Annotated in this window: 24 protein-coding genes; 19 read left to right on the top strand and 5 right to left on the bottom strand. The window is 65.6% G+C overall.

Features of this window, described 5'->3' with window-relative positions; translation table 11 throughout:
• The first annotated feature begins 30 nt into the window (after positions 1–30).
• Positions 31–849: a DUF2189 domain-containing protein gene (locus WDZ97_RS11150; protein WP_425762780.1), complete on the top strand. Its 819-nt coding sequence runs from the start codon at positions 31–33 to the stop codon at positions 847–849.
• Here WDZ97_RS11150 and WDZ97_RS11145 read toward each other — a convergent pair.
• The 3 genes from WDZ97_RS11145 to hisC form a co-directional block, all read right to left on the bottom strand.
• Positions 846–1,553: a PEP-CTERM sorting domain-containing protein gene (locus WDZ97_RS11145; protein ID WP_425763016.1), complete on the bottom strand. Its 708-nt coding sequence runs from the start codon at positions 1,551–1,553 to the stop codon at positions 846–848. The two genes, WDZ97_RS11150 and WDZ97_RS11145, sit on opposite strands and share 4 nt — an antisense overlap.
• Positions 1,554–1,733: 180 nt before the next feature.
• On the bottom strand, positions 1,734–2,285 hold the full coding sequence (locus WDZ97_RS11140; RefSeq protein WP_304003970.1) for a hypothetical protein: 552 nt from the start codon (positions 2,283–2,285) through the stop codon (positions 1,734–1,736).
• Between the two features lie 57 nt (positions 2,286–2,342).
• On the bottom strand, positions 2,343–3,410 hold the full coding sequence (gene hisC / locus WDZ97_RS11135) for a histidinol-phosphate transaminase (protein WP_425762779.1): 1,068 nt from the start codon (positions 3,408–3,410) through the stop codon (positions 2,343–2,345).
• A 147-nt stretch (positions 3,411–3,557) separates the two neighbouring features.
• Here hisC and hisB point away from each other — a divergent pair, with 147 nt between their 5' ends.
• The 10 genes from hisB to tatC all read left to right on the top strand — a co-directional run bounded on the left by hisB (position 3,558) and on the right by tatC (position 9,086).
• On the top strand, positions 3,558–4,145 hold the full coding sequence (gene hisB / locus WDZ97_RS11130) for an imidazoleglycerol-phosphate dehydratase HisB (protein ID WP_020163575.1): 588 nt from the start codon (positions 3,558–3,560) through the stop codon (positions 4,143–4,145).
• A 48-nt stretch (positions 4,146–4,193) separates the two neighbouring features.
• On the top strand, positions 4,194–4,829 hold the full coding sequence (hisH, locus tag WDZ97_RS11125) for an imidazole glycerol phosphate synthase subunit HisH (protein WP_425762778.1): 636 nt from the start codon (positions 4,194–4,196) through the stop codon (positions 4,827–4,829).
• Positions 4,830–4,899: 70 nt separating this feature from the next.
• Positions 4,900–5,646, top strand: coding sequence for a 1-(5-phosphoribosyl)-5-[(5-phosphoribosylamino)methylideneamino]imidazole-4-carboxamide isomerase (hisA, locus tag WDZ97_RS11120; protein ID WP_304003977.1), 747 nt, complete (start codon positions 4,900–4,902; stop codon positions 5,644–5,646).
• Between the two features lie 30 nt (positions 5,647–5,676).
• The gene (gene hisF, locus WDZ97_RS11115) at positions 5,677–6,447 is read left to right on the top strand and encodes an imidazole glycerol phosphate synthase subunit HisF (protein WP_304003979.1); all 771 of its coding nucleotides are present in this window, start codon (positions 5,677–5,679) and stop codon (positions 6,445–6,447) included.
• Positions 6,447–6,836 (top strand): phosphoribosyl-AMP cyclohydrolase, encoded by a 390-nt coding sequence (hisI, locus tag WDZ97_RS11110; RefSeq protein WP_425762777.1) that lies wholly within the window; start codon positions 6,447–6,449, stop codon positions 6,834–6,836. The genes hisF and hisI overlap by 1 nt, the downstream gene beginning before the upstream one ends.
• Positions 6,833–7,159: a phosphoribosyl-ATP diphosphatase gene (locus WDZ97_RS11105; protein ID WP_019919453.1), complete on the top strand. Its 327-nt coding sequence runs from the start codon at positions 6,833–6,835 to the stop codon at positions 7,157–7,159. Before hisI ends, WDZ97_RS11105 begins: the two co-directional genes overlap by 4 nt.
• 63 nt (positions 7,160–7,222) lie before the next feature.
• Positions 7,223–7,582 (top strand): histidine triad nucleotide-binding protein, encoded by a 360-nt coding sequence (locus WDZ97_RS11100; RefSeq protein ID WP_304003983.1) that lies wholly within the window; start codon positions 7,223–7,225, stop codon positions 7,580–7,582.
• Positions 7,583–7,586: 4 nt separating this feature from the next.
• Positions 7,587–7,808 (top strand): Sec-independent protein translocase subunit TatA, encoded by a 222-nt coding sequence (gene tatA, locus WDZ97_RS11095; protein WP_019919451.1) that lies wholly within the window; start codon positions 7,587–7,589, stop codon positions 7,806–7,808.
• A 73-nt stretch (positions 7,809–7,881) separates the two neighbouring features.
• Positions 7,882–8,340 (top strand): Sec-independent protein translocase protein TatB, encoded by a 459-nt coding sequence (tatB, locus tag WDZ97_RS11090; protein WP_425762776.1) that lies wholly within the window; start codon positions 7,882–7,884, stop codon positions 8,338–8,340.
• Entirely contained in the window at positions 8,337–9,086 is a 750-nt protein-coding gene (gene tatC / locus WDZ97_RS11085; RefSeq protein WP_019919449.1) for a twin-arginine translocase subunit TatC, read from the top strand. The genes tatB and tatC overlap by 4 nt, the downstream gene beginning before the upstream one ends.
• A gap of 15 nt (positions 9,087–9,101) precedes the next feature.
• Here tatC and WDZ97_RS11080 read toward each other — a convergent pair whose 3' ends face one another.
• Complete coding sequence (locus WDZ97_RS11080; protein WP_304003987.1) at positions 9,102–10,304, bottom strand: Do family serine endopeptidase; 1,203 nt, start codon at positions 10,302–10,304, stop codon at positions 9,102–9,104.
• 27 nt (positions 10,305–10,331) lie between these two features.
• On the opposite strand from WDZ97_RS11080, the gene WDZ97_RS11075 reads away from it, so the two are divergent.
• Positions 10,332–11,078, top strand: a complete 747-nt coding sequence (locus WDZ97_RS11075) for a Nif3-like dinuclear metal center hexameric protein (RefSeq protein WP_425762775.1) — start codon at positions 10,332–10,334, stop codon at positions 11,076–11,078.
• Positions 11,079–11,102: 24 nt separating this feature from the next.
• Here the strand turns inward: WDZ97_RS11075 and WDZ97_RS11070 are convergent, their stop codons facing one another.
• A complete protein-coding gene (locus WDZ97_RS11070; protein WP_425762774.1) occupies positions 11,103–13,331 on the bottom strand; it encodes a type IV pilus assembly protein FimV in 2,229 nt (742 codons plus the stop codon).
• Between the two features lie 176 nt (positions 13,332–13,507).
• Between WDZ97_RS11070 and WDZ97_RS11065 the strand changes: the two genes are divergently transcribed.
• From WDZ97_RS11065 to WDZ97_RS11035, 7 genes are all read left to right on the top strand, one after another.
• The gene (locus WDZ97_RS11065; RefSeq protein WP_425762773.1) at positions 13,508–14,209 is read left to right on the top strand and encodes a fumarylacetoacetate hydrolase family protein; all 702 of its coding nucleotides are present in this window, start codon (positions 13,508–13,510) and stop codon (positions 14,207–14,209) included.
• 180 nt (positions 14,210–14,389) lie between these two features.
• Positions 14,390–15,556, top strand: a complete 1,167-nt coding sequence (gene sucC, locus WDZ97_RS11060) for an ADP-forming succinate--CoA ligase subunit beta (protein WP_019919445.1) — start codon at positions 14,390–14,392, stop codon at positions 15,554–15,556.
• A 14-nt stretch (positions 15,557–15,570) separates the two neighbouring features.
• Positions 15,571–16,464: a succinate--CoA ligase subunit alpha gene (sucD, locus tag WDZ97_RS11055; RefSeq protein ID WP_019919444.1), complete on the top strand. Its 894-nt coding sequence runs from the start codon at positions 15,571–15,573 to the stop codon at positions 16,462–16,464.
• A 125-nt stretch (positions 16,465–16,589) separates the two neighbouring features.
• Positions 16,590–17,330, top strand: a complete 741-nt coding sequence (locus tag WDZ97_RS11050) for a TerC family protein (protein WP_304003997.1) — start codon at positions 16,590–16,592, stop codon at positions 17,328–17,330.
• Positions 17,331–17,343: 13 nt separating this feature from the next.
• Positions 17,344–18,297: an ornithine cyclodeaminase family protein gene (locus tag WDZ97_RS11045; protein ID WP_425762772.1), complete on the top strand. Its 954-nt coding sequence runs from the start codon at positions 17,344–17,346 to the stop codon at positions 18,295–18,297.
• A 222-nt stretch (positions 18,298–18,519) separates the two neighbouring features.
• Positions 18,520–21,105, top strand: a complete 2,586-nt coding sequence (locus WDZ97_RS11040) for a CHASE2 domain-containing serine/threonine-protein kinase (RefSeq protein ID WP_425762771.1) — start codon at positions 18,520–18,522, stop codon at positions 21,103–21,105.
• Between the two features lie 31 nt (positions 21,106–21,136).
• Positions 21,137–21,910, top strand: a complete 774-nt coding sequence (locus WDZ97_RS11035; RefSeq protein ID WP_304004228.1) for a Stp1/IreP family PP2C-type Ser/Thr phosphatase — start codon at positions 21,137–21,139, stop codon at positions 21,908–21,910.
• The last annotated feature ends 5 nt before the right edge of the window (positions 21,911–21,915 follow it).

Below are 21,915 nucleotides of genomic sequence, written 5' to 3'. Positions count from 1 at the left end.
TTGCAGCAGTGAACCGATCAGGGAGCAGCCATGCAGCAGTCCGAACACCCCGAAGCGCCACAAGCCGTCGGGGATGCGCAGGATCTACCTTTCCCGGTGGTGCGTGAAGTCGGGCTGTTCGCCTGTTTCGACTGGCTTGGCCGGGCGTTTCAGGACATGCGCGCGAGTCCCGGTGGCAGCCTTTTCTACGGCGCCTGTTTTGCCTTCATGGGGCTGGTGCTGACCACGGTGTTCCGCCATGCCTATCACCTGACTTCGGCGCTGGTGTGCGGCTTCCTGCTGCTCGGACCCTTCCTGTCGCTCGGCCTGTACGACCTGTCCCGCCAGCGCGAGGCCGGGCAGCCACCGGTGCTCGCGCATTCGCTCACCGCCGGCGGCCACAATGCCGGCGCGATCGGCGTATTCGCCGTCATCCTCATCATCATCTTCCTGGTGTGGGCACGTGCCTCGCTGGTCGTGTTCGCGCTGTTCTACACGACGCAGATGCCGTCGGTGGAGCACTTCCTCGAACAGGTGCTGACGCTGCAGAACGTCGAATTCCTGATGGCTTACGCGGTGGTCGGCTTCATCTTCGCGTCGCTGGTGTTCGGCGCCAGCGTGGTCGCCATCCCGCTGATGCTGGACCGCCGGCAGGACGCGGTGACGTCCATCCTCGCCAGCCTGTTCGCGCTCGGCCACAATCCGGGGCCGATGCTGGTGTGGGCCGCGCTCATCGTGGTCTTCGCGGTGATCGGTTTCCTGACCTTCTTCCTGGGCCTGATCGTACTGATGCCGCTGGTTGGGCATGCCACCTGGCACGCCTACCGGGCGCTGATCGAACCACTTCAGCACCCGGCTGGCGCCGCCTAGCGCCGACGGAACAGGCCCAGCACGCCGAGCCCCGCCACCATCATCAGGGCGGTCGACGCTTCCGGCACGGCGGAGACCGCGAACGGCGTCGTGTCGGGCACGGCATCGGCATGAACGCCGTCGGTGAACGCGGTCCAGTTGGCGACGTCATTCACCGTGTTGCGATACGCCGCAAAATCGGCGGCGCCGCTGCGTGAGCCCGTGTAGCTGGCGTAATCGGTGCTGGCGGGCAGGGCGATCGCGTTCACCCCGGCGGTGAGTCCGGCAGCGCCCAGTGCCGTTGCGGCGGCCGCTGCACCTTCCGACGACACTGCGGCAAGAAAGGTGGTCGGAGCCGAGGTGCCGCTGCCGACATAGGCGTAGAGCGTGTCGGCCGTGCTGCTGAGCGCGGCATTGCCGGTGCCGGTCAGGCTGCCGGTGGATGCTGCGCGACCTGCCTGATCGATGTCGCTGAAACGGACGACCGTGCCGGCCGCGATGATGCCGGCGCCGGTCTGCCAGGTATGGAAGCCTTCGGAACTGGTGAAGGCGGCGCCATCCCAGTTGCTGTCGGTGAAGTAGATCGTGCTGTTGGCCGCGAGATCGGTCAGCGCGACGATGGCCCAGCCGTCCTCGTCGGCATTGAAGGCGGTAAACGCGATATCGCCCGCCCCGAGCGCGTGGGCGCCCTGCGCCGACAGGCACAGCGACGCGATGCACAGCATTCTTGCTGAAAACATGAACACCTCCTCCTGAATGAATGCAGCCGTTCCGGATGGAACGGCCTGCCGGGGGTGGTGTGTCTCCAGCGGCTGCGAGACCGCTCAGGCGATGTAATGGTTGATGTGTGTGCGCCCACCCGGCGTCAATCTATGACATCGGGCTGAAATATGCAAAAAGAATATTCAGCGCAGCGTCAGGCCGGTCCACCCCTGCTTGCGCAGGCACTCGTACAGTCCGCGGGTGACGGTGCCGGCCGTGGTGTCCGGCGCGTGGGCCTCGCCCAGCGTGGACAGGCATTGCGTCTGGTCGGCGATCAGTTCGTTCGCACCGGCGCCCATCTTCGACCACATGGCGATGCGCAGGCGGGCGAGCGGGTCTTTCGGAACGACGGGGGCCGGCGCGGCGGTGGTGCGTGTCGCCGGAGCGGGCCGGGCCGGCTCGGTGCCCGGCGTGGCCGCTTCGGCCGCGGCTGCCGGCTGCGCTTCAGCGACTGCTTCGCTGTCCTCGACCGACACCAGCGTGATCTGCGACAGCTCCTCGGTCGAGCGCGTCCACCACCCCTTCGTCTCCATGCACTGGATGAAGGCGGTCCGCTCCGTGGTGGTGCCCATGCAGGCGCGTTCGTCGCGGCGATAGTCGGCGCCACCGGCACCCTGCTTGAAGGACACGCTGGTGCAGCCGGCGAGCACGCCGAGGGTCAATGCGGAGAGGAAGAGCGGGCGGGTGAGGCGCATGGCTGAACGGGTGAGGGACGAAGACCTCTTCCGTTCAGCAAGAAGCGCTCCAGCGCGTCAGACGATGTCCTGCAGGGCTTCGACCAGTGCGTCGCACTGCGCATTGGTGCCCACCGTGATACGCAGGAACTGGTCGATGCGCGGCGCCTTGAAGTGGCGCACCAGGATGCGCCGCTCGCGCAGTTGCGCCGACAGCGCGGCCGCATCGTGTTGCGGGTGACGTACGAACAGGAAGTTGGCGGCCGACGGCAGCACTTCGAAGCCGAGTGCGGTCAGCTCTTCGGCCAGCCGCTCGCGGCTGGCGATGACGCGGCGGCGGGTCTGGTCGAACCACTCGCGGTCCTGCACAGCGGCGGTCGCACCCGCCAGCGCCAACCGGTCGAGAGGGTAGGAATTGAAGCTGTCCTTCACCCGGGTCAGGCCTTCGATCAGCGCCGGCTGACCGATTGCGAAGCCGACGCGCAGACCGGCCAGCGAACGCGATTTCGACAGCGTCTGCGTCACCAGCAGATTGGGGTGGTCAGCGACCAGTGCGACCGCCGATTCACCGCCGAAATCGATATAGGCCTCATCGATCACGATCGGGCTGTCCGGCAGCGCCGTTGCAAGGCGCTCGATGTCCGACAGCGGCAGCAGGCGACCGGTCGGTGCATTGGGGTTCGGAAAGATGACCGCGCCGGGACGGGCTTCGATGTAGTCGTCGACACGGATCGCGAACCGGGCGTCCAGCGGCACGCACTGGTAGTCGATGCCGTACAGCCTGCAATAGACCGGATAGAAGCTGTAGGTGATGTCCGGGAACAGCAGCGGCCGGTCGTGCTTGAGCAGGCCGATGAAGGTGTGCGCCAGCACTTCGTCCGAGCTGTTGCCGACGAACACCTGGTCGGCGCCCACGCCGAAGTGCGCGGCGATCGCCTCGCGCAGCGCCAGGCCGGTCGGTTCCGGGTAGAGCTTCAGCCGGTCGCCGTCCACGTCCAGTTCGGCCTGCATGGCCGCGACCGCCCGCGGGCTGGGCGGATAGGGGTTCTCATTGGTATTCAGCTTGATCAGCCCGTCGATCTTCGGTTGTTCGCCCGGCGTGTAGGGCGACAGGGTGTGGACGACGGGGCTCCAGAACTGGCTCATGATGGTGCAGGCGACGATGTGACTGTTGTTGGGCGGGACGTGTTGCGGTGCGCGCAGGCCGGCATGGCCCGTTGCAAGTCGATGTTATCATCCGGCCATCCCTGTTCCGGCGCGCAGCCGGGACGAATCACCGAAGCGAACATCTTCATGCGGCAAGCCGAAATCACGCGCAACACCCTGGAAACCCAGATCACGGTGCGCATCAATCTCGACGGAACCGGTCAGGGCAAGCTGGACACCGGCGTGCCCTTCTTCGATCACATGCTGGACCAGATCGTTCGGCACGGCCTGATCGACCTCGAAATCATCGCCAAGGGCGACCTGCACATCGACGCCCACCACACGGTGGAAGATGTCGGCATTACGCTGGGTCAGGCATTCGCGAAGGCGGTCGGCGACAAGAAGGGCCTGCGTCGCTACGGCCACGCCTACGTGCCGCTGGACGAGGCGCTGTCGCGTGTCGTGGTTGACCTGTCCGGCCGCCCGGGGCTGGAGTACAACATCGACTTCACCCGCGCCCGCATCGGCGATTTCGACGTTGACCTGACGCGCGAGTTCTTCCAGGGCTTCGTCAATCACGCACTGGTGACGCTGCACATCGACAATCTGCGCGGCATCAACGCGCATCACCAGTGCGAAACCGTATTCAAGGCCTTTGCCCGCGCGCTGCGCGCCGCCAGCGAGCGCGACGAACGTGCGGCCGGCCAGATGCCGTCGACCAAAGGTTCGCTCTGAGCCCGTCCTGACGCCAGCGTTTCACCCTCTTCCGATTCAGCCGCACTCATGACTCGCGTTGCCATCATCGATTACGGCATGGGCAATCTGCGTTCGGTCGCCAAGGCGATCGAGCACGTCGCACCTGAAGCCGAGGTCATAGTCAGCAGCGACGCACGCGTCGTCGCGGGCGCAGACCGCGTCGTGTTTCCGGGGCAGGGCGCCATGCCGGACTGCATGCGCGAGCTCGACGCGCGCGACCTGCGCGGCGCCGTGCTCGACGCCGCTGCGAACAAGCCCTTCCTGGGCATCTGCATCGGTCTGCAGATGCTGTTCCAGCACAGCCAGGAAGGCGACGTGCCCGGCCTGGGCGTGCTCGCCGGCGACGTGAAGCGCTTTGTCGATCCGCGCGATCCGGTGTCGGGCGCCCGACTGAAGGTGCCGCACATGGGCTGGAATGGCGTGAAACAGACGCGCGCGCATCCGATGTGGGACGGCATCGCCAACGACGAACGCTTCTATTTCGTGCACAGCTACTTCGTGCAGCCGGTCGATGCGGCGCTGACCGCGGGCGAAACCTCCTACGGCGCAGCCTTTACCAGTGCGATAGCGCGCGATAATATTTTTGCGGTGCAGTTTCACCCGGAAAAGAGCGCGCACGCCGGTCTGCGCCTGCTGGCCAACTTCATCGGCTGGATGCCCTGATACCTGGTGCCCGACGATGCCGTCGGGGACTTCTCCCTTCCACTCTCCCAGACACGACACGACTCGCGCCATGCTGCTCATTCCCGCCATCGACCTCAAGGACGGCCACTGCGTACGCCTGAAGCAAGGTGATATGGACGTGGTGACCGTATTTTCGGAAGACCCGGCTGCCATGGCCCGCCATTGGCTCGATGCCGGTGCGCGCCGCCTGCATCTGGTGGACCTCAACGGCGCAGTCGCCGGCAAGCCGAAGAACGAATCGGCGATCAAGGCCATCGTCAAGGAACTGGGCGACGAAATCCCGATCCAGCTCGGCGGCGGCATCCGCGATCTCGACACCATCGAGCGCTACCTCGACGACGGCATCAGCTACGTCATCATTGGCACCGCGGCGGTCAAGAGTCCGGGCTTCGTACACGATGCCTGTGGCGCCTTCCCCGGCCACATCATCGTTGGCCTCGACGCCAAGGATGGCAAGGTGGCGGTGGACGGCTGGTCCAAGATGACCGGCCACGACGTGATCGATCTGGCGAAGAAATTCGAGGATCAGGGCGTCGAGGCGATTGTCTATACCGACATCGGTCGCGACGGCATGCTCAGCGGCGTGAACATCGACGCCACGGTGAAGCTGGCGCAGGCGCTGCGCATTCCGGTCATCGCGTCGGGCGGCATCACCAATCTCGACGACATCCGCGGTCTCTGTGCGGTCGAGGACGAAGGCGTGATCGGCGCCATCACCGGCCGCGCCATCTACGAAGGCACACTGGATTTTGCGGCGGCCCAGGCGGAAGCCGACCGTCTCAACGGCGAAAGCTGAACTTCACATCGCGCACGGCGCGGAAACGACATGCTAGCCAAGCGCATCATTCCCTGTCTGGACGTCAACGCCGGCCGCGTGGTCAAGGGCGTCAATTTCGTGTCGCTGAAGGACGCCGGTGACCCGGTCGAGATCGCCCGTCGCTACGACGAGCAGGGCGCCGACGAGCTGACCTTCCTCGACATCACCGCCAGTTCCGACGCGCGCGACATCATCCTGCACGTGGTCGAGCAGGTGGCCGAGCAGGTGTTCATCCCGCTGACCGTCGGTGGCGGCGTGCGCGCGGTCGAGGACGTGCGTCGCCTGCTCAACGCCGGCGCCGACAAGGTGAGCATGAACACCGCCGCGATCAAGGATCCCGATCTGGTGGCGCGTGCCTCCGGCAAGGTCGGTTCACAGTGCATCGTCGTCGCCATCGACGCCAAGCGCGTTGACGATCGCGACGGCCGGCCACGCTGGGAAGTGTTCACGCACGGCGGCCGCAACCCGACCGGGCTCGATGCGGTCGAGTGGGCGCAGAAGGTCGAATCGCTGGGCGCCGGCGAAATCCTGCTCACCAGCATGGACCGCGACGGCACCAAGAACGGCTTCGACCTCGCGCTGACCCGCGCCGTGTCGGACGCGGTGCGCATTCCGGTCATCGCCTCGGGCGGCGTCGGCAACCTCGACCATCTGGTCGACGGCGTGGTCGAAGGTGGCGCCGACGCGGTGCTCGCGGCCAGCATTTTCCACTTCGGCCAGCACACGGTGCGCGAGGCCAAGGAACGGATGCGCGAGCGCGGCATCGAGGTGCGCCTGTGATGACCGCACCGGCCTGGGTCGACGCCATCGACTGGGACGACAAAGGTCTGCTGCCGGTCATCGTGCAGGAAGCGTCGACCGGCGACGTGCTCATGTTCGCCTGGATGAACCGTGACGCGCTGGTCCGCACGGCGGAACTGCGCGAGGCGGTGTTCTGGTCGCGCTCGCGCGGAAAGCTGTGGCACAAGGGCGAGGAATCCGGCCACACGCAGAAGGTGCTCGACATCCGCCTCGACTGCGACCGCGACGTGCTGCTGCTGAAGGTGGAGCAGACCGGCGGTATCGCCTGCCACACCGGCCGCCACAGCTGCTTCTTCCATTCGCTGACCGATGGCCGCTGGGACGAGGTCGACCCGGTCATCAAGAACCCGGACGAGATATACAAATGATCGATATCGAAGTGCTGCGCCGCGTCGCGCAGACCATCGCCGAGCGCAAGAGCGCCGAACCCGGTTCGTCCTACGTGTCCTCGCTGTTCCACAAGGGCACCGACGCGATCTGCAAGAAGGTGGCCGAAGAAGCGGCCGAGACCATCATGGCGTCCAAGGATGGCGACGTCGGCCACGTCGTGCGCGAGGTGACCGATCTGTGGTTTCACTCCATGGTGCTGCTGGCCCATCACGGCCTGACCGTGGACGACGTGCTGCATGAATTCCGCCGCCGCGAGGGCATTTCGGGCATCGACGAGAAGCGCTCGCGCACGAACGGCTGATCACGCTCGCAATACGGTAATACACGTATTTGAAACTCCCGACCTCACGGACAGACTGACACCATGCACGACCCCAACTGCATCTTCTGCAAGATCATCGAGGGTAAGATCCCGTCGCGCAAGCTGTACGAGGACGACCTGATCTACGCCTTCCACGACATCAACCCGCAGGCACCGGTGCATTTCCTGATCATCCCGAAGATGCACGTCGCCACGCTGTACGACGCCAGCGGAGCGCACGAGGCCGTCCTCGGCCGCATGCTCTCCAAAGCGGGCGAACTGGCCCGCATGGCAGGTGCCGAGGAGGGCTTCCGCACCATCATCAACTGCGGAAAGGTGGGTCGGCAGGAGGTGTATCATCTTCACATGCATGTTCTGGGCGGCGACCATCCCCTGCCGCCCATGATCGTTTCCGAGAGGTAATCCCATGGGTTCATTCAGCATCTGGCACTGGCTCGTCGTGCTCGTTATCGTGCTTCTGGTGTTCGGCACCAAGAAGCTGCGCAACATCGGCTCCGATCTCGGCGGCGCGGTCAAGGGCTTCAAGGAAGGCATGAAGGGCGCCGAAGGCAGCGCCCCTGCCGACCAGCCGACCCAGAGCGTCGGTCACACGATAGACGTGAAGGCGGAAGAGAAGGTCAAGTCCTGATCGCGGCGGCCATCGGCCGCTCCTTCATTCACCGGGCGGGCTGTCGGCCCGCCCGGCTCATTTCCACGTCCCCATGTTCGACATCGGTTTCTCCGAATTTTTCATCATCGGCATCGTGGCGCTCATCGTGCTCGGTCCCGAGCGCCTGCCGCGTGTCGCCCGCACGGCCGGCCATCTGCTGGGCCGGCTGCAGCGCTACGTCAGTGACGTGAAGGCGGACATTTCGAAGGAAATGCAGCTCGAGGAACTGCGCAAGCTGCAATCCCAGGTCGAACAGCAGGTGCGCGAAGTCGAACGTCAGGCCAACGAGGCGACCGGTTCGGTCGCCAAGGAGGTCGACGGCCTGAGCGACCAGATGCGCGCCGCGATGGCCGAACAGGAAAAGTACGCGGCGATCGAGCAGGCCGAGACGGCGGCGCAGACTGCCGAGCCGGCGCCGGCCGCCGTGCTTGCGCCTGAACCCGTTTCCGGCCAGCTCTCCCTCGATATTCCGCCGCCGGAAGCCAAACCGGTGTCGTCCGACAAGACATGAGCGAGCAGACCGAAAGTTTCATCTCCCACCTGGTCGAACTGCGTGACCGGCTGCTGCGTGCGGTGGCGGCCATTGTCATCGTGTTCATCTGCCTGATGCCCTGGGCCGGCGACATCTATGACCTGCTGGCGCGCCCGCTGATGATTGCGTTGCCGGAAGGCACGAAAATGATTGCCACGGGCGTCGTTACGCCCTTCTTCGTGCCGGTCAAGGTGACGATGATGGTGGCCTTCCTGATCGCCCTGCCGGTGGTGCTCTACCAGGCGTGGGCCTTCGTCGCGCCCGGCCTGTATGCGCACGAAAAGCGGCTCGGGCTGCCGCTGATCGTTGCCAGCACGCTGCTCTTCCTGGCGGGCATGGCCTTCTGCTATTTCTTCGTGTTCAAGACGGTGTTCCACTTCATTTCGGAGTTCGCCCCGAAGAGCATCACGCCAGCGCCGGACATCGAGCAGTACCTCAGCTTCGTGCTGACCATGTTCACGGCCTTCGGCGTCACCTTTGAGGTGCCGGTGGTGGTGATCGTGCTGGTGCGCTTCGGCATCGTCAGCATCGAAAAGCTGAGGGAGGCGCGTCCTTACGTGATCGTCGGCGCCTTCGTGGTGGCCGCAGTCGTCACGCCGCCGGACGTGGTGTCGCAGCTGATGCTGGCCATTCCGCTGTGCGTGCTGTACGAACTCGGGATCGTGGTGGCACGCTTCACTGGCCGCTCGCCGGCACGCGACGACGAGCGGGACGCGGCGGCCTGACCTTCCGCCAGATCCTTATTCGCGGTTCTTCGCGGCGACGCCGTTGATCGGCCGCTTGCCGACGTTCACGACGACGTCGCGCTCGCCGCCGCTGCGATAGAGCTTCAGCGTCGCCTGCTGGCCCGGCACCAGTGCCGCGATCAGCTGCAGCATGCCGCTGGCGTCCTTTACCTTCTTGCCATCGACTTCGAGCAGCACGTCACCCGGTCGCACACCGCCGCGGTCAGCCGGGCTGCCGCGCATGACGCCGGCGATCAGTGCGCCGCCGCTCATCGGGTACTTGAAGCTTTCGGCCAGTTCCGGCGTCAGCTCCTGCACCTCGACGCCGACCCAGCCGCGGGTGACCGACCCGCTGGCGACGATCTGTTCCATCACGCTGCGCGCGGTGCTGACCGGTATCGCGAAGCCGATGCCGAGCGAGCCGCCGCTGCGCGAGTAGATGGCGGTGTTGATGCCGACCAGATTGCCGTTGGCGTCGATCAGCGCGCCGCCGGAGTTGCCCGGGTTGATGGCGGCGTCGGTCTGGATGAAGTTCTCGAAGGTGTTGATGCCGAGCTGCGAACGGCCGAGCGCGGACACGATGCCCATGGTGACGGTCTGGCCGACGTCGAAAGGATTGCCGATGGCCAGTACGACGTCGCCGATGCGCAGCGCGTCGTTGTCGCCGAAGCTGGCGGCCGGCAGCTTGGTCGGCGCCTTGACGCGCAGGACGGCGAGGTCGGATTCGGGGTCGCTGCCGATCAGCGTCGCCGGATACTTGCCGCCGTCGTTCAACGACACCTCGATTTCGTCGGCCGCTTCGACCACGTGGTTATTGGTCAGCACGACGCCGTCCTCGCTGACGATGACGCCGGAACCCAGGCCCATCTGACGCTGCGGCTGGCTGCCCAGGCGGTCGCCGAAGAAGTGACGGAACACCGGATCGTTCATCAGCGGATGCTGCGGTGTGCGCACCGCCTTGGTGGTGAAGATGTGTACCACCGAGGGCAGCGCTTTCTGCGCGGCATCGGCGTAGCTCACCACTTTCGCGGCTTCGATGCGCGTCGTCACGGGGGGCGGTTCGGGCAGCAGCGTGCTGATCGACGGTGCCGTCGGCGTACCGTTCGGAACCGTTGTCGAACGGCTTGGCAGCCATTCCGGTTTCAGCGTCGCGACGACGAAGAGCACGGCCAGGGCGGCAGTGACCGATTGAGCAAAGACCAGCCACAGACGCTGCATAATTCGGCAACCAGAAACGGGGGAAGAATGGACAGGACGCAGCTGCAACGACATCTGGATGACCTGCTGGAAGCCGCGCGCTTCAAGGATTATTGCCCAAACGGCCTGCAAGTGGAAGGCAGGGCCGAGGTCGCCCGGGTGGTCTGTGGCGTCACCGCCAGCCTGGCGCTGATCGACGCTGCCATCGAGCGTGACGCGCAGGCCATCGTCGTGCATCACGGCTGGTTCTGGCGTGGCGAGGACGGCCGCATCACCGGCATGCGACGCGCACGCATCGCCCGGCTGCTGGCGCACGACATCAATCTGTTCGCGTATCACCTGCCGCTGGATGCGCACCCCGAACTGGGCAACAACGCGCAGCTCGGGCGCGTGCTGGGCCTGACGCCGACCGCCGTCGTGGGCGACCAGGGGCTGCTGTGGATAGGCGAACCGGCCGCGCCCGCCTGCGCCGGTGAGCTGGCCGAACGTTTCGGCGCCGCACTTGGCCGCACGCCGCTGCTGGTCGGTGACGCACAGCGCAGGGTGCGGCGGATAGCGTGGTGCACGGGCGGCGCGCAGGGCATGTTCGAACAGGCGATCGACGCCGGGGTCGACCTCTATCTGTCAGGCGAGATTTCGGAACAGACGACGCATACCGCACGCGAATCGGGTGTCCCCTACATCGCTGCCGGCCATCACGCGACCGAGCGCTACGGCGTGCAGGCGCTGGGCGAACACCTTGCGCAGACCTGCGGACTCCAGGTGGCTTTCGTCGATATCGACAATCCCGCCTGACCTGAGACTCGGGCAGAACAGACCCTAGAGCAGGGCGAGGCGGGATGCGCTGGTATTGGTGACCGGCGGATTCGCGATCAGCCACTCCAGCATGCTCTTCAGCAGCAGGATGTCGTCGATCACGCCGAGCGGGAAACCGACGCGGGTGCCGGCGCGGTTGTCGCGCAGCAGTTCCGTCAGGTAGTCCAGACAGTCCTGGTTCGGCCAGGTGGCGTTCACGCGCGCCATGATGTGGGCGAACTGTTCGACCGATTCCGAAGTGGTCGGGCCGCTGAAATGCTCCCAGTCCGGCACCTTCACGTTGAATGCGCGATTCAGCTTGGGCGCCAGATCGTCGTATTCGCCGCGCCGGCCACCCTTGTGATAGAGGTCGAGCAGCTTGAGCCACGGGATCAGCGACTCTTTCGGGTAGTCGCGCAGGAACTCGGACAGGGTCTGGGCGGCGCCTTCCGAGCGGCCGAAGGACATCATGATTTCGGCCAGTTCGAGCACGTGTTCGTGCGAGGGGGGCGCTTCCTCGTTGGCCGGCGGGGCACTCTGGTCGATGTTCAGCGTGCTGCTCGGCGGGATGCCGGTATTGCTGCTGACCAGGCGCGGACCGCTGGTCGCCGGGGCGGCGCTTTCGCTGCTGCCTGTGCTGCTGGCCGTGCCAACGAAGGTGTCGAACTCGAGGTCCAGACGCGCGGGTTTGCGATCTTCGGTCGCCGCTTCGGGAGCCAGTTCGAAATCGACGCTCGACCGATCGACCGCCGACAGTGGATCCTGCTCGGCGACTTGCGGCGTCGCTTCAGCGTCGCTCGCCCGGGCGTGGATCTGCATGTCGTCCATGTGTTCGGCTGGCGCTTCGCCCGGGAAGTAACCGATGGACGACACAACCGCCTGTGCCATCGCTGGCGTGGTGCGCTGTTCGGCCGGTGTGTCATCGACGCGAGCCGGGCGCGACCAGTTCGGTGCGGGAATGTCGGCGAAAACCGGCGGCGCGTCGGCTCCGCCCTGCGCGTACTCGGTCTCGGCCGCGCGCTGATCGCGCCGGCGCGGCGGCGCGGTGTTGGCGAGACTGGCCTCGATCTCGCGCTGGCGGCGGGCGCTGGCTTCGGCGACGGCCTGGGCGCGGCGGCGCCACAGCCAGCCACCGCCAAGTACGGCGCCGGCGGCGAACAGGCCCAGACCGGCGACCATCCAGTTCATGCCGGGCGCAAGAGGTTCCGCATCGGCGGGGGCGTCCGGTGGCAGTTTGGTGATCACCTTGACCGGCTCGTTGGTCAGGCCGGGCGGCGGGGGCGGCGTTTCGGTCGCCTCCTCCTCGACGTCGACGGGCTGTTCGACGACCGGGGCGGCGCTGTCGACGGGCGCTTCCGCCGTGACGGCAGTCGGGGGCGGTGTTTCGGCGGGCAGTCCCGCCGGGGCGCGGGCGGCGTCTAGCGTGCCGCTGCTCCGGTCGAGCTGCTTCTGCAGCGCTTCCAGCCGCGCCTCGAGTTGTTTCACCTTGTCGGCAATCGCCAGATGGGTGGCGATCTGCTCGTCCAGTGCCGCGAGCAGTTTCTGTTCGGTACGCAGTGCTTCGCGCTGGGCTTCGCTGGCCTCCGGCCGCGCCGCCATTCCGCCCGACATCTTCAGACCGTTGCCTGAATCCAGACCCGGGGCGACGAACAGGCGATCGCCGGTTGACTGCGCCGCTTCGGTACGGCGCGGTTTGCGCGCGGCACGCGGCTTGGCCGGCGCCGGCTCGACCTCGCCACGCGCGGCGTCGCCCGCCGTCGCCGGTGCTGCGTCGCTGGCGGGCGCGGCGGCCGGACGGGCGCGCTCACGCGGTACGGACGCTTCGGTCGGCGCGCTGTCCGGTGTGGCCGCGGTGATCGGCTGCATCAGCACGGTGTACTCGCGGACCACTTCGTGGCCGCAGCCGATGCGGACGCCGACCATCAGGATGGGCTCGTTGACCGGCGTGCCGCTGCTGATGAAGACGGTGCGACCCTGCGTACGGATGCGTCCGGCGGTGAGCCAGGGCAGGTCGTCCGCGCCCGCCGAGGGCGGAATGTCGATCGAGAAACAGCTGCTTGCCGGCACGTCGTCGCCACTGCCCAGCAGCGCGACCTCGGCGCGGAACGGTTCGCCGATTGCCGAACGCGCCTTGATCGCCCCAAGCCCGAGCGCCAGAGCGTGCGGTGCATGCAGGCCGACCGCCAGCAGCGCGGCCGCGAGCAAGGTCGGGCGCAGCCGCGACCGTGTGCGTGCGAGCGCAGTGGTGGGCATATGCAATTGAGGAAACTCCGTGCCGGAATGCAGGTGGCGGTCCGTGATCATGTGTGTTTTTCGGCAAGCCGAGGGGAAACTTTACTTTAGTGGCGCGTGCTTTCGTGAGCCGCGCCAGACAAGGCGATGCGGGAAGAGGCAAAATTGTGTGTCACGACAGTTCTGCAGGAGTCCGCATGCCACCGATGTTGTTCGAACTTTCTCTGCCCACTTTGCCTATCCGTGGTTCCGCGACGCGTTTCCCGGTGCGACGCATCTACTGCGTCGGTCGCAATTACGCCGACCACGCGCGCGAGATGGGCCATGATCCGACCCAGGAGCAGCCCTTCTTCTTCTCCAAGCCGGCTGATGCACTGGTGTGCGCGCCGGCCTCGGTGCCCTATCCGTCGGCGACGTCGGACCTGCAGCACGAGGTCGAACTGGTGGTCGCGTTGCATGCGGGCGGCCGCAATCTCGACGCCGCGCAGGCGCGCGCCGCCATCCATGGGTACGGCGTCGGCCTCGACCTGACGCGCCGCGACCTGCAGCGCGCGGCGCGTGACAAGGGGCAGCCCTGGGACATGGGCAAGGGGTTCGATTTCAGCGCACCGGTGTCCGAACTGGTGCCGGCCAGCGTGTGCGGGCATCCGCGCAGCGGAGCGATCGAACTGTCGGTAAATGGGCAGAAGCGTCAGCGGGGCGATCTGTCCGACATGATTCTCGACGTCGAAACGTTGATTGAGCGCCTGTCCCGCCTGGTTGAACTGCGTGCCGGCGATCTGCTTTTCACCGGTACGCCGGCCGGCGTCTCTGCGCTTCTGCCTGGTGATCGTGTCTGCGCCGAGGTTGCCGGCGTCGGGGTGCTGTTGGTCGACATCGCTCCCTCGCTGGACTGCTGAATTGTTTCGCTGCAGTGCAGCGATGCTCTGTATAATTATGGATTACGTGATCCGGCCCGCACGCCGGAATGCGGGTGTCGACCGCCAACCGGCGTCGCGATGCGCAACAAGACTCGTGAGGGCTACAACCCGAAGCGGGCGTTTCACCATCCTGTGCAGACAACAAGGCGAGGAATACGCATGAAGATCCATGAGTATCAGGCGAAGGAGGTATTGCGCCGTTTCGGTGTGGTCACGCCGCGCGGAGTACCTGTTTTCGAGGTTGACCAGGCAGTGGCCGCAGCGGAATCGCTGGGCGGCAAGGTCTGGGTGGTCAAGGCGCAGATCCACGCCGGTGGCCGAGGCAAGGGCGGCGGCGTCAAGGTGGCGAAGTCGCTCGATGAAGTGCGCGAATTCGCGAAGCAGATCATGGGCATGCAGCTGGTCACGCACCAGACCGGCCCGGAAGGCCAGAAGGTCCGCCGCCTGCTGATCGAGGAAGGCGCCGACATCAAGAAGGAATACTACGTCGCCGCACTGACCGATCGCGCGACGCAGAAGGTGGCGATGATGGCCTCGTCGGAAGGCGGCATGGACATCGAGGAAGTTGCCCACAACACCCCGGAAAAGATCATCAAGGTGTTCATCGACCCGCTGGTCGGCATGACCGACGCGCAGGGCAAGGAACTGGCCGACGGCATCGGCGTTCCCGCCGCGTCGCAGGCGCAGGCGATCGACACCTTCAAGAAGCTTTACACCTGCTACATGGAAACCGATGCCTCGCTGGCGGAAATCAATCCGCTGATTCTCGAGGGCAACGGCAACATCAAGGCGCTGGACGCCAAGTTCAACTTCGATTCGAACGCGCTCTACCGTCACGAAGACATCGTGGCTTTCCGTGACCTCGACGAAGAGGACGCGGCCGAGATCGAGGCCTCGAAGTTCGACCTCAGCTATGTGTCGCTGGACGGCAACATCGGCTGCCTGGTGAACGGTGCCGGTCTGGCCATGGCCACCATGGACGTGATCAAGCTCTACGGCGCCGAGCCGGCGAACTTCCTCGACGTGGGTGGCGGCGCCACCACCGAGAAGGTGACCGAGGCGTTCAAGATCATGCTGCGCAACCCGAACGTGCGCGGCATTCTGGTGAACATCTTCGGCGGCATCATGCGCTGCGACACGATCGCGACCGGCGTCGTCGCCGCGGCGCGCGAGGTGCACCTGACGGTGCCGCTGGTGGTGCGCATGAAGGGCACCAACGAAGAACTGGGCAAGCAGATTCTGGCGGACTCGGGTCTGCCCATCATTTCGGCCGACAGCATGGCGGATGCGGCACAGAAGATCGTTGCCGCCGTGGCCGGACACTGAGGGGAGAACCAGACATGTCGATTCTGATCAACAAGGACACCAAGGTCATCACCCAGGGCATCACCGGGAAGACTGGCCAGTTCCACACCCGCATGTGCCGCGACTACGCCAATGGCGCGAACTGTTTCGTCGCCGGCGTAAACCCGAAGAAGGCCGGTGAGGACTTCGAAGGCATTCCCATCCACGCCACCGTGGCTGAAGCGAAGGCTGCCACCGGCGCAACGGTGTCGGTCATCTACGTGCCGCCCCCGGGCGCCGCCGCGGCGATCTGGGAAGCGGTCGAAGCCGACCTCGACCTGGTCATCTGCATCACCGAAGGCATTCCGGTGCGCGACATGCTGATGGTGCGCAACAAGATGAAGGCCAAGGAAGCGGCCGGCGGCAAGAAGACGCTGCTGCTGGGCCCGAACTGCCCGGGCCTGATCACGCCGGACGAAATCAAGATCGGCATCATGCCGGGCCACATCCACAAGAAAGGCCGCATCGGCGTGGTCAGCCGCTCCGGCACGCTGACCTATGAAGCGGTCGGCCAGCTGAGCGAGATCGGCCTTGGCCAGTCGAGCGCGGTCGGCATCGGCGGCGACCCGATCAACGGACTCAAGCATATCGACGTGATGCGCATGTTCAACGACGATCCGGACACCGACGCGGTGATCATGATCGGCGAGATCGGCGGTCCGGACGAAGCCGAAGCGGCGCAGTGGTGCAAGGCCAACATGAAGAAGCCCATCGTCGGCTTCATCGCCGGCGTCACCGCACCTCCGGGCAAGCGCATGGGTCACGCCGGTGCGCTGATCTCGGGTGGTGCCGACACCGCCGACGCCAAGCTCGCCATCATGGAAGAGTGCGGCTTCACCGTGACGCGCAATCCGTCGGAAATGGGCAAGCTGCTCAAGGGTCTGCTCTGATCCTGAAGCACTGAGTTGTTGTTGCAGTGCACAGGGCCATCGCGCAAGCGGTGGCCCTTTTCATTTGTGCCCGTCATGAAGCTCTGTCGGTAGAATCCGCGCTTTCGCATTCCGGGCGCAACACGATGGATTTCTCTTCTCCCGAATTCTGGCTTGCCGTTGGCCAGATCATCATGATCGACATCCTGCTTGGCGGCGACAACGCGGTCGTGATCGCGCTGGCCTGCCGCAAGCTTCCCCCGGCGCAGCGCAGGCTGGGCATCATGTGGGGCACGGCCGGTGCGGTGTTCCTGCGCGTGATCCTCATCATGTTCGCGCTGACCCTGCTCAAGGTGCCTTACCTGAAACTGGTCGGCGCACTGCTGCTGCTGTGGATCGGCATCAAGCTGCTGATGCCCGAGGACGAGGACGAGCACGCCAACATCAAGCCCAGCGACAAGCTGTGGGGCGCGGTGAAGACCGTCATCGTGGCCGATCTGGTGATGAGCGTGGACAACGTGATCGCGATTGCCGGCGCCGCCGAGGGCGCGGGCGGCGACCATCAGCTGCCGCTGGTCATCTTCGGCCTGCTGGTGTCCATCCCCATCATCGTCTGGGGCAGCCAGCTGGTGCTCGGTCTGATGACGCGCTATCCCTTCATCGTCACGCTGGGTGCCATGCTGCTGGGCTGGATTGCCGGCACGATGGCGGTGACCGATCCGGCGATTCTGCCCTACGTGCCGCTGGACGCGGCCAGCACCGTAGACAAACCGGAGGCGTCGGCCTTGGTGCGCTACGGGGCCGGCATTGTCGGTGCGCTGCTGGTGCTGGCGGTCGGGAAGATCATCGCCTCGCGCCAGAAGCCGGTCGATTTCCCCATCCAGTGATCGCGCGCGAGCCGTGAGCCTCTACCTCACCGAAGACGACGTCCGGCAGCTGCTGACCCTGCAGGACGCCCTCGTCGCGGTCGAGGACGCGCATCGCTGGCACGCCGCCGGCGAAGCCATCGACACGCCGCGCGCGCGCAGCCGTACGCCGACGTCGGCGCTGCACATCCTGCACGGTGCCGTGCTGCCGCTCGGCGTGATGGGCTACAAGAGTTACACGACCAGCCGCGAGGGCGCGCGCTTCTGGGTGCATCTGTTCGATGTCGCTAACGGCCGGCCGCTCGCCGTGCTGGAAGCCGACTACCTCGGCATGATGCGCACCGGTGCAACCGGCGGCCTGGCTGCACGCGTGCTGTCGCGCGAAGAAGCGCGCAGTGCGGTGGTGTTCGGGGCCGGCTGGCAGGCACGCAGCCAGATCGAGGCGCTGTGCGCGGTGCGCAACGTCGAACGCATTCAGGTGGTGGCGCGCAAGCGGGACAAGCTCGAAGCCTTCTGTGCCGAGCAGTCGCAGCGGCTCGGACGCGATATCGTGCCGGCCGACGACATCGAATCGGCCGTGCGTAGCGCCGACGTGGTGGTCACCATCACCACCGCGACCGATCCGCTGTTCGACGGCCGCTGGCTCGGTGAAGGCACGCACGTCACCGCTGCCGGATCGAATGCGCTGATCCGCCGCGAAATCGACGAAGCCACGATACGCCGCGCCGCCGTGATCGTGGTCGACGCGCGCGCCACGGCCTTGCGTGAATCCGGCGACCTGCTGCCGGCGCTGGAGAAGGGGCGGCTGAATGAGTACGGCATGACCGAACTGGGCGAACTGCTGGTCGGCATGCGACCGGGACGGCGCAGCGCCGCCGACATCACGCTGTTCGAATCCCAGGGCATGGCGATACAGGATCTGGTGCTTGCCGCGCGCGTGGTCGACAAGGCCCGTGCGGCCGGTCTCGGGCGCGATCTTCCCTACTGATTTCCACACCTGATTTCCGCCGCGCCGCGGATTCGGCACGGCAAGCGTGAAATTCCACCGCGTCGCGCCAACCGTCGTTTGACTGTGTTGAGGCTGAACTGCAAGAATATGTGACAGGCGTCTGTTTTTCCGCGTGAGTTCGCCAACGCGAGAGCGGATGGCATACACAACAAGCCGACAGGCACCGTCACCCGTCTCCGGGGGCGCGACAACTTTGCGGGGGTGAGCGTGACCAAGGCCGCTATCTGGAAGACCGACTGGTTCCTTGGCGTCGTCATCAGCCTGCTTTTCCTGTTCTCCGCTCAGTCCGACCTGATCCAGAGCCTCGAGCGCAAGGCCTACGATGTGGGCGTCGGCGCGACAGACCGCACGCCCAGCCCGCGCATCGCCATCATCGCGATCGACCAGCAGAGCATCGACAACATCGGCCGCTGGCCGTGGCCGCGCGACGTGCATGCGCGCATGATCGACAAGCTGGCGCAGGCGCAGTCCAAGGTGGTCGGCACCACCATCTTCTTTGCCGAACCGCAGATCGACCCCGGCTTGGCCTACATCAACAAGCTGCTGGCCATCGATGCGCAGGTGCGCTCAGCTGCCGCGGTACCGCCAACCGAGGGCGAGCAGCTGCCACCTGCCGCCGAATCGCTGGATGCCTTCTCTGCCGTGCTGCGCGAAGCCGAGGCGGCGCTGAATACCGACCGGCAACTTGCGGACAGCGTGGCCAGGGCCGGTAACGTGGCGCTGCCCATGCTCTTCCTCGACGGCGAGCCGCAGGGACGGCCGGACAAACCGCTGCCCGAGTTCGTGCGCCTGATGGCGCTGAAGAATGTCGAAGGCAGCGAGCCGCTGCCGCCGCTGACGCTGGACGTGTCGGCCGGCGTGATCGAGCCGCTGGGCAAGGTGGCGGCTGCGGTCGGTCACCTAAATCCGTCCATCGATCGCGATGGCGGTCTGCGGGTGCAGCCGCTGGTGATGACGCACTTCGATCAGCTCTATCCTTCGCTGCCGCTGCTGATCGCGGCGAAAAGCCTGAATCTCGGCGTGGACGACATCCGCGTGAAGCTCGGCGAATCGGTCACGCTCGGACGACTGAAGGTCGCCACCGACCCCGGCCTCGGCATGTACAGCTTCTATTACCAGGGTGAGGGCGGCAAGCCGCCTTTCCCGGTCGATTCCTTCTTCGACGTGATGAGCGGCAAGATTCCGCTCGACAAGTACCGCGACAGGATCGTGCTGATCGGCCAGACCGCACCCGGCATCGGCAATTTCTACGCCACACCGGTGTCGCCGGCCATGTCCTCGGTCGAAGTGATGGCGCACGGGCTGTCCAGCATCCTGCAGGAACACTTCTTCGTGTCGCCATCCTGGGCCTGGGCGGCCGAGTTCGGCGTGTTCCTGCTGATCGCCCTCTACCTGATCGTGCTGCTGCCGCGACTGAAGGCCGGGCTGGGCGCCGGCGTCACCGCGGTGCTCTTCGTTGCGCTGCTGGCCACCCACTTCGTGCTGATGACCGGCCAGCTCATGTGGCTGCAACTGATGCTGCCGGCGACGCTGCTGCTGGTCGGTCACCTGCTGCTGACGACCAAGCGCTTCCTGGTGACCGAGCGCGGCAAGGTGAAATCGGACGAGCAGTCGGCCGAATCCAACCGCATGCTTGCGCTGGCCTTCCAGGGACAGGGCCAGCTCGACATGGCCTGGGACAAGTTCCGCCAGGTGCCGCTGTCCGATGCGGTCATGGAGAACCTGTACAACCTGGCCCTCGATTTCGAGCGCAAGCGTCAGTTCAACAAGGCGGAATCGGTGTTCCGCCACATGGCCGACTTCAATCCGAAGTTCAAGGACCTGGAAACACGGGTCAAGCGGGCCAAGGCGATGTCGGAAACCGTCATGCTGGGCGGCAGCGGCGGCGGGCGCACCAATACCAGCATCCTCGAGGACGGTACGGTCGAGAAACCGATGCTGGGCCGCTACCAGGTCGAGAAGGAACTGGGCAAGGGCGCGATGGGCGTGGTCTACCTCGGTCGCGACCCCAAGATCAATCGCGTGGTCGCGATCAAGACCATGGCGCTGTCGCAGGAATTCGACGAGGAAGAACTGGCCGACGTGAAGGAGCGCTTCTTCCGCGAGGCGGAGACGGCCGGCCGTCTGAACCACCCGAACATCGTCACCATCTTCGACGCCGGCGAAGAGCATGACCTCGCCTACATCGCGATGGAGTTCCTGAAGGGGCGCGACCTGGTGCCGCAGACCAAGCCGGGCCATCTGATGCCGCTGCCCAAGGTGATGGACATCGCGGCCCGGGTGGCGGACGCGCTGGCCTATGCGCACGGCAACAACGTCGTGCACCGCGACGTGAAGCCGGCCAACATCATGTACGAAGCGGAATCGGACCAGGTCAAGGTGACCGATTTCGGCATCGCGCGCATCACCGACTCGTCGCGCACCAAGACCGGCATGGTGCTCGGCACACCGTCCTACATGTCGCCCGAACAGCTGGCGGGCAAGAAGATAGATGGCCGTTCCGATCTTTTCTCGCTCGGCGTGATGCTGTTCCAGATGGTCTGCGGCAAGCTGCCTTTCGAAGGGGATTCGATGGCGCAGCTGATGTTCCGCATCGCCAACGAACAGCACCCGGACATCCGCGACCTGCGGCCGGACGTGCCGGACTGCCTGTCCGCCATCATCGACCGCGCGCTGGCCAAGGACGCGGACGCCCGTTACCAGTCCGGCAACGACATGGCGGCCGACCTGCGCACCTGCGCCGGCAATCTCACCCAATCCCTCTCACAGGTCGACTTCAGCATCTGACATGAATCAGGATCTCAGCCCTTCACTGCAGATGGTCAGCCGCTCCGACTCCGGCATGGTGCGGACGCATAACGAAGATGCCGTCGCCACCCACCCGGCGATCGGCGTGGCCGTGCTCGCCGACGGCATGGGCGGTTACAACGCCGGCGAAGTGGCGAGCGGCATGGCCACCGCGGTGATCAGCACCGAACTTCAGCAGGGCCTCGTCGAGGGCCGCAAATCGATATCCGAACTGCTGGAAGCGGTGATCGGCCACGCCAACGAGTCGATCTACCGCGCGGCCGAAAGTCAGCCGCAGTACTCCGGCATGGGCACCACGCTGGTGATGGCGGTGTTCCGCGATAACCACATATCCGTAGCGCATATCGGCGATTCGCGCATGTACCGGCTTCGTGGCGACGTTTTCGAGTGCGTCACCCGCGATCATTCGCTGTTGCAGGAGCAAATCGACAGCGGCATGATTACGGAGGAAGACGCCAGACGCTCGCAGAACAAGAACCTCGTGACACGTGCGCTGGGTGTCGATCCGGTGGTCGAACCGGAAATCCATACCTACGAGGTCGAGACCGGCGATGTCTACCTGTTCTGTTCAGACGGTCTGAACGACATGGTCGAGAACGAGGACATCGAACTGACGCTGAAGGCGCTGTCGGCCAATCTCGATCTGGCCGCCGAACAGCTGGTGCAGATGGCGAACGACAATGGCGGGCGCGACAACGTTTCGGTGATACTGGTCAAGGTACTGCAGCCTTTCCCGGTTGCCCGGCGCGGCTGGCTTGCGCGACTGCTCGCATGGTTGAAGTAAAGGAC

It is taken from the genome of Methyloversatilis sp. MC4-4 (genome assembly GCF_049843555.1).
Lineage (GTDB): Bacteria > Pseudomonadota > Gammaproteobacteria > Burkholderiales > Rhodocyclaceae > Methyloversatilis > Methyloversatilis discipulorum_B.
Note: the sequence above shows the minus strand (reverse complement) of the source record. Positions and strands in the feature narration are given on the sequence as shown.

Coding starts and splice junctions, on each gene's coding strand:
- hisB (WP_020163575.1), top strand. CDS start 3,558: ATGCGGCAAGCCGAAATCACGCGCAACACCCTGGAAACCCAGATCACG.
- hisI (WP_425762777.1), top strand. CDS start 6,447: ATGACCGCACCGGCCTGGGTCGACGCCATCGACTGGGACGACAAAGGT.
- sucC (WP_019919445.1), top strand. CDS start 14,390: ATGAAGATCCATGAGTATCAGGCGAAGGAGGTATTGCGCCGTTTCGGT.
- WDZ97_RS11080 (WP_304003987.1), bottom strand. CDS start 10,304: ATGCAGCGTCTGTGGCTGGTCTTTGCTCAATCGGTCACTGCCGCCCTG.
- WDZ97_RS11105 (WP_019919453.1), top strand. CDS start 6,833: ATGATCGATATCGAAGTGCTGCGCCGCGTCGCGCAGACCATCGCCGAG.
- WDZ97_RS11100 (WP_304003983.1), top strand. CDS start 7,223: ATGCACGACCCCAACTGCATCTTCTGCAAGATCATCGAGGGTAAGATC.
- WDZ97_RS11070 (WP_425762774.1), bottom strand. CDS start 13,331: ATGCCCACCACTGCGCTCGCACGCACACGGTCGCGGCTGCGCCCGACC.
- tatB (WP_425762776.1), top strand. CDS start 7,882: ATGTTCGACATCGGTTTCTCCGAATTTTTCATCATCGGCATCGTGGCG.
- sucD (WP_019919444.1), top strand. CDS start 15,571: ATGTCGATTCTGATCAACAAGGACACCAAGGTCATCACCCAGGGCATC.
- hisF (WP_304003979.1), top strand. CDS start 5,677: ATGCTAGCCAAGCGCATCATTCCCTGTCTGGACGTCAACGCCGGCCGC.
- WDZ97_RS11145 (WP_425763016.1), bottom strand. CDS start 1,553: ATGCTGTGCATCGCGTCGCTGTGCCTGTCGGCGCAGGGCGCCCACGCG.
- WDZ97_RS11150 (WP_425762780.1), top strand. CDS start 31: ATGCAGCAGTCCGAACACCCCGAAGCGCCACAAGCCGTCGGGGATGCG.
- WDZ97_RS11140 (WP_304003970.1), bottom strand. CDS start 2,285: ATGCGCCTCACCCGCCCGCTCTTCCTCTCCGCATTGACCCTCGGCGTG.
- hisC (WP_425762779.1), bottom strand. CDS start 3,410: ATGAGCCAGTTCTGGAGCCCCGTCGTCCACACCCTGTCGCCCTACACG.
- tatA (WP_019919451.1), top strand. CDS start 7,587: ATGGGTTCATTCAGCATCTGGCACTGGCTCGTCGTGCTCGTTATCGTG.
- WDZ97_RS11050 (WP_304003997.1), top strand. CDS start 16,590: ATGGATTTCTCTTCTCCCGAATTCTGGCTTGCCGTTGGCCAGATCATC.
- hisH (WP_425762778.1), top strand. CDS start 4,194: ATGACTCGCGTTGCCATCATCGATTACGGCATGGGCAATCTGCGTTCG.
- WDZ97_RS11065 (WP_425762773.1), top strand. CDS start 13,508: ATGCCACCGATGTTGTTCGAACTTTCTCTGCCCACTTTGCCTATCCGT.
- WDZ97_RS11075 (WP_425762775.1), top strand. CDS start 10,332: ATGGACAGGACGCAGCTGCAACGACATCTGGATGACCTGCTGGAAGCC.
- tatC (WP_019919449.1), top strand. CDS start 8,337: ATGAGCGAGCAGACCGAAAGTTTCATCTCCCACCTGGTCGAACTGCGT.
- hisA (WP_304003977.1), top strand. CDS start 4,900: ATGCTGCTCATTCCCGCCATCGACCTCAAGGACGGCCACTGCGTACGC.
- WDZ97_RS11035 (WP_304004228.1), top strand. CDS start 21,137: ATGGTCAGCCGCTCCGACTCCGGCATGGTGCGGACGCATAACGAAGAT.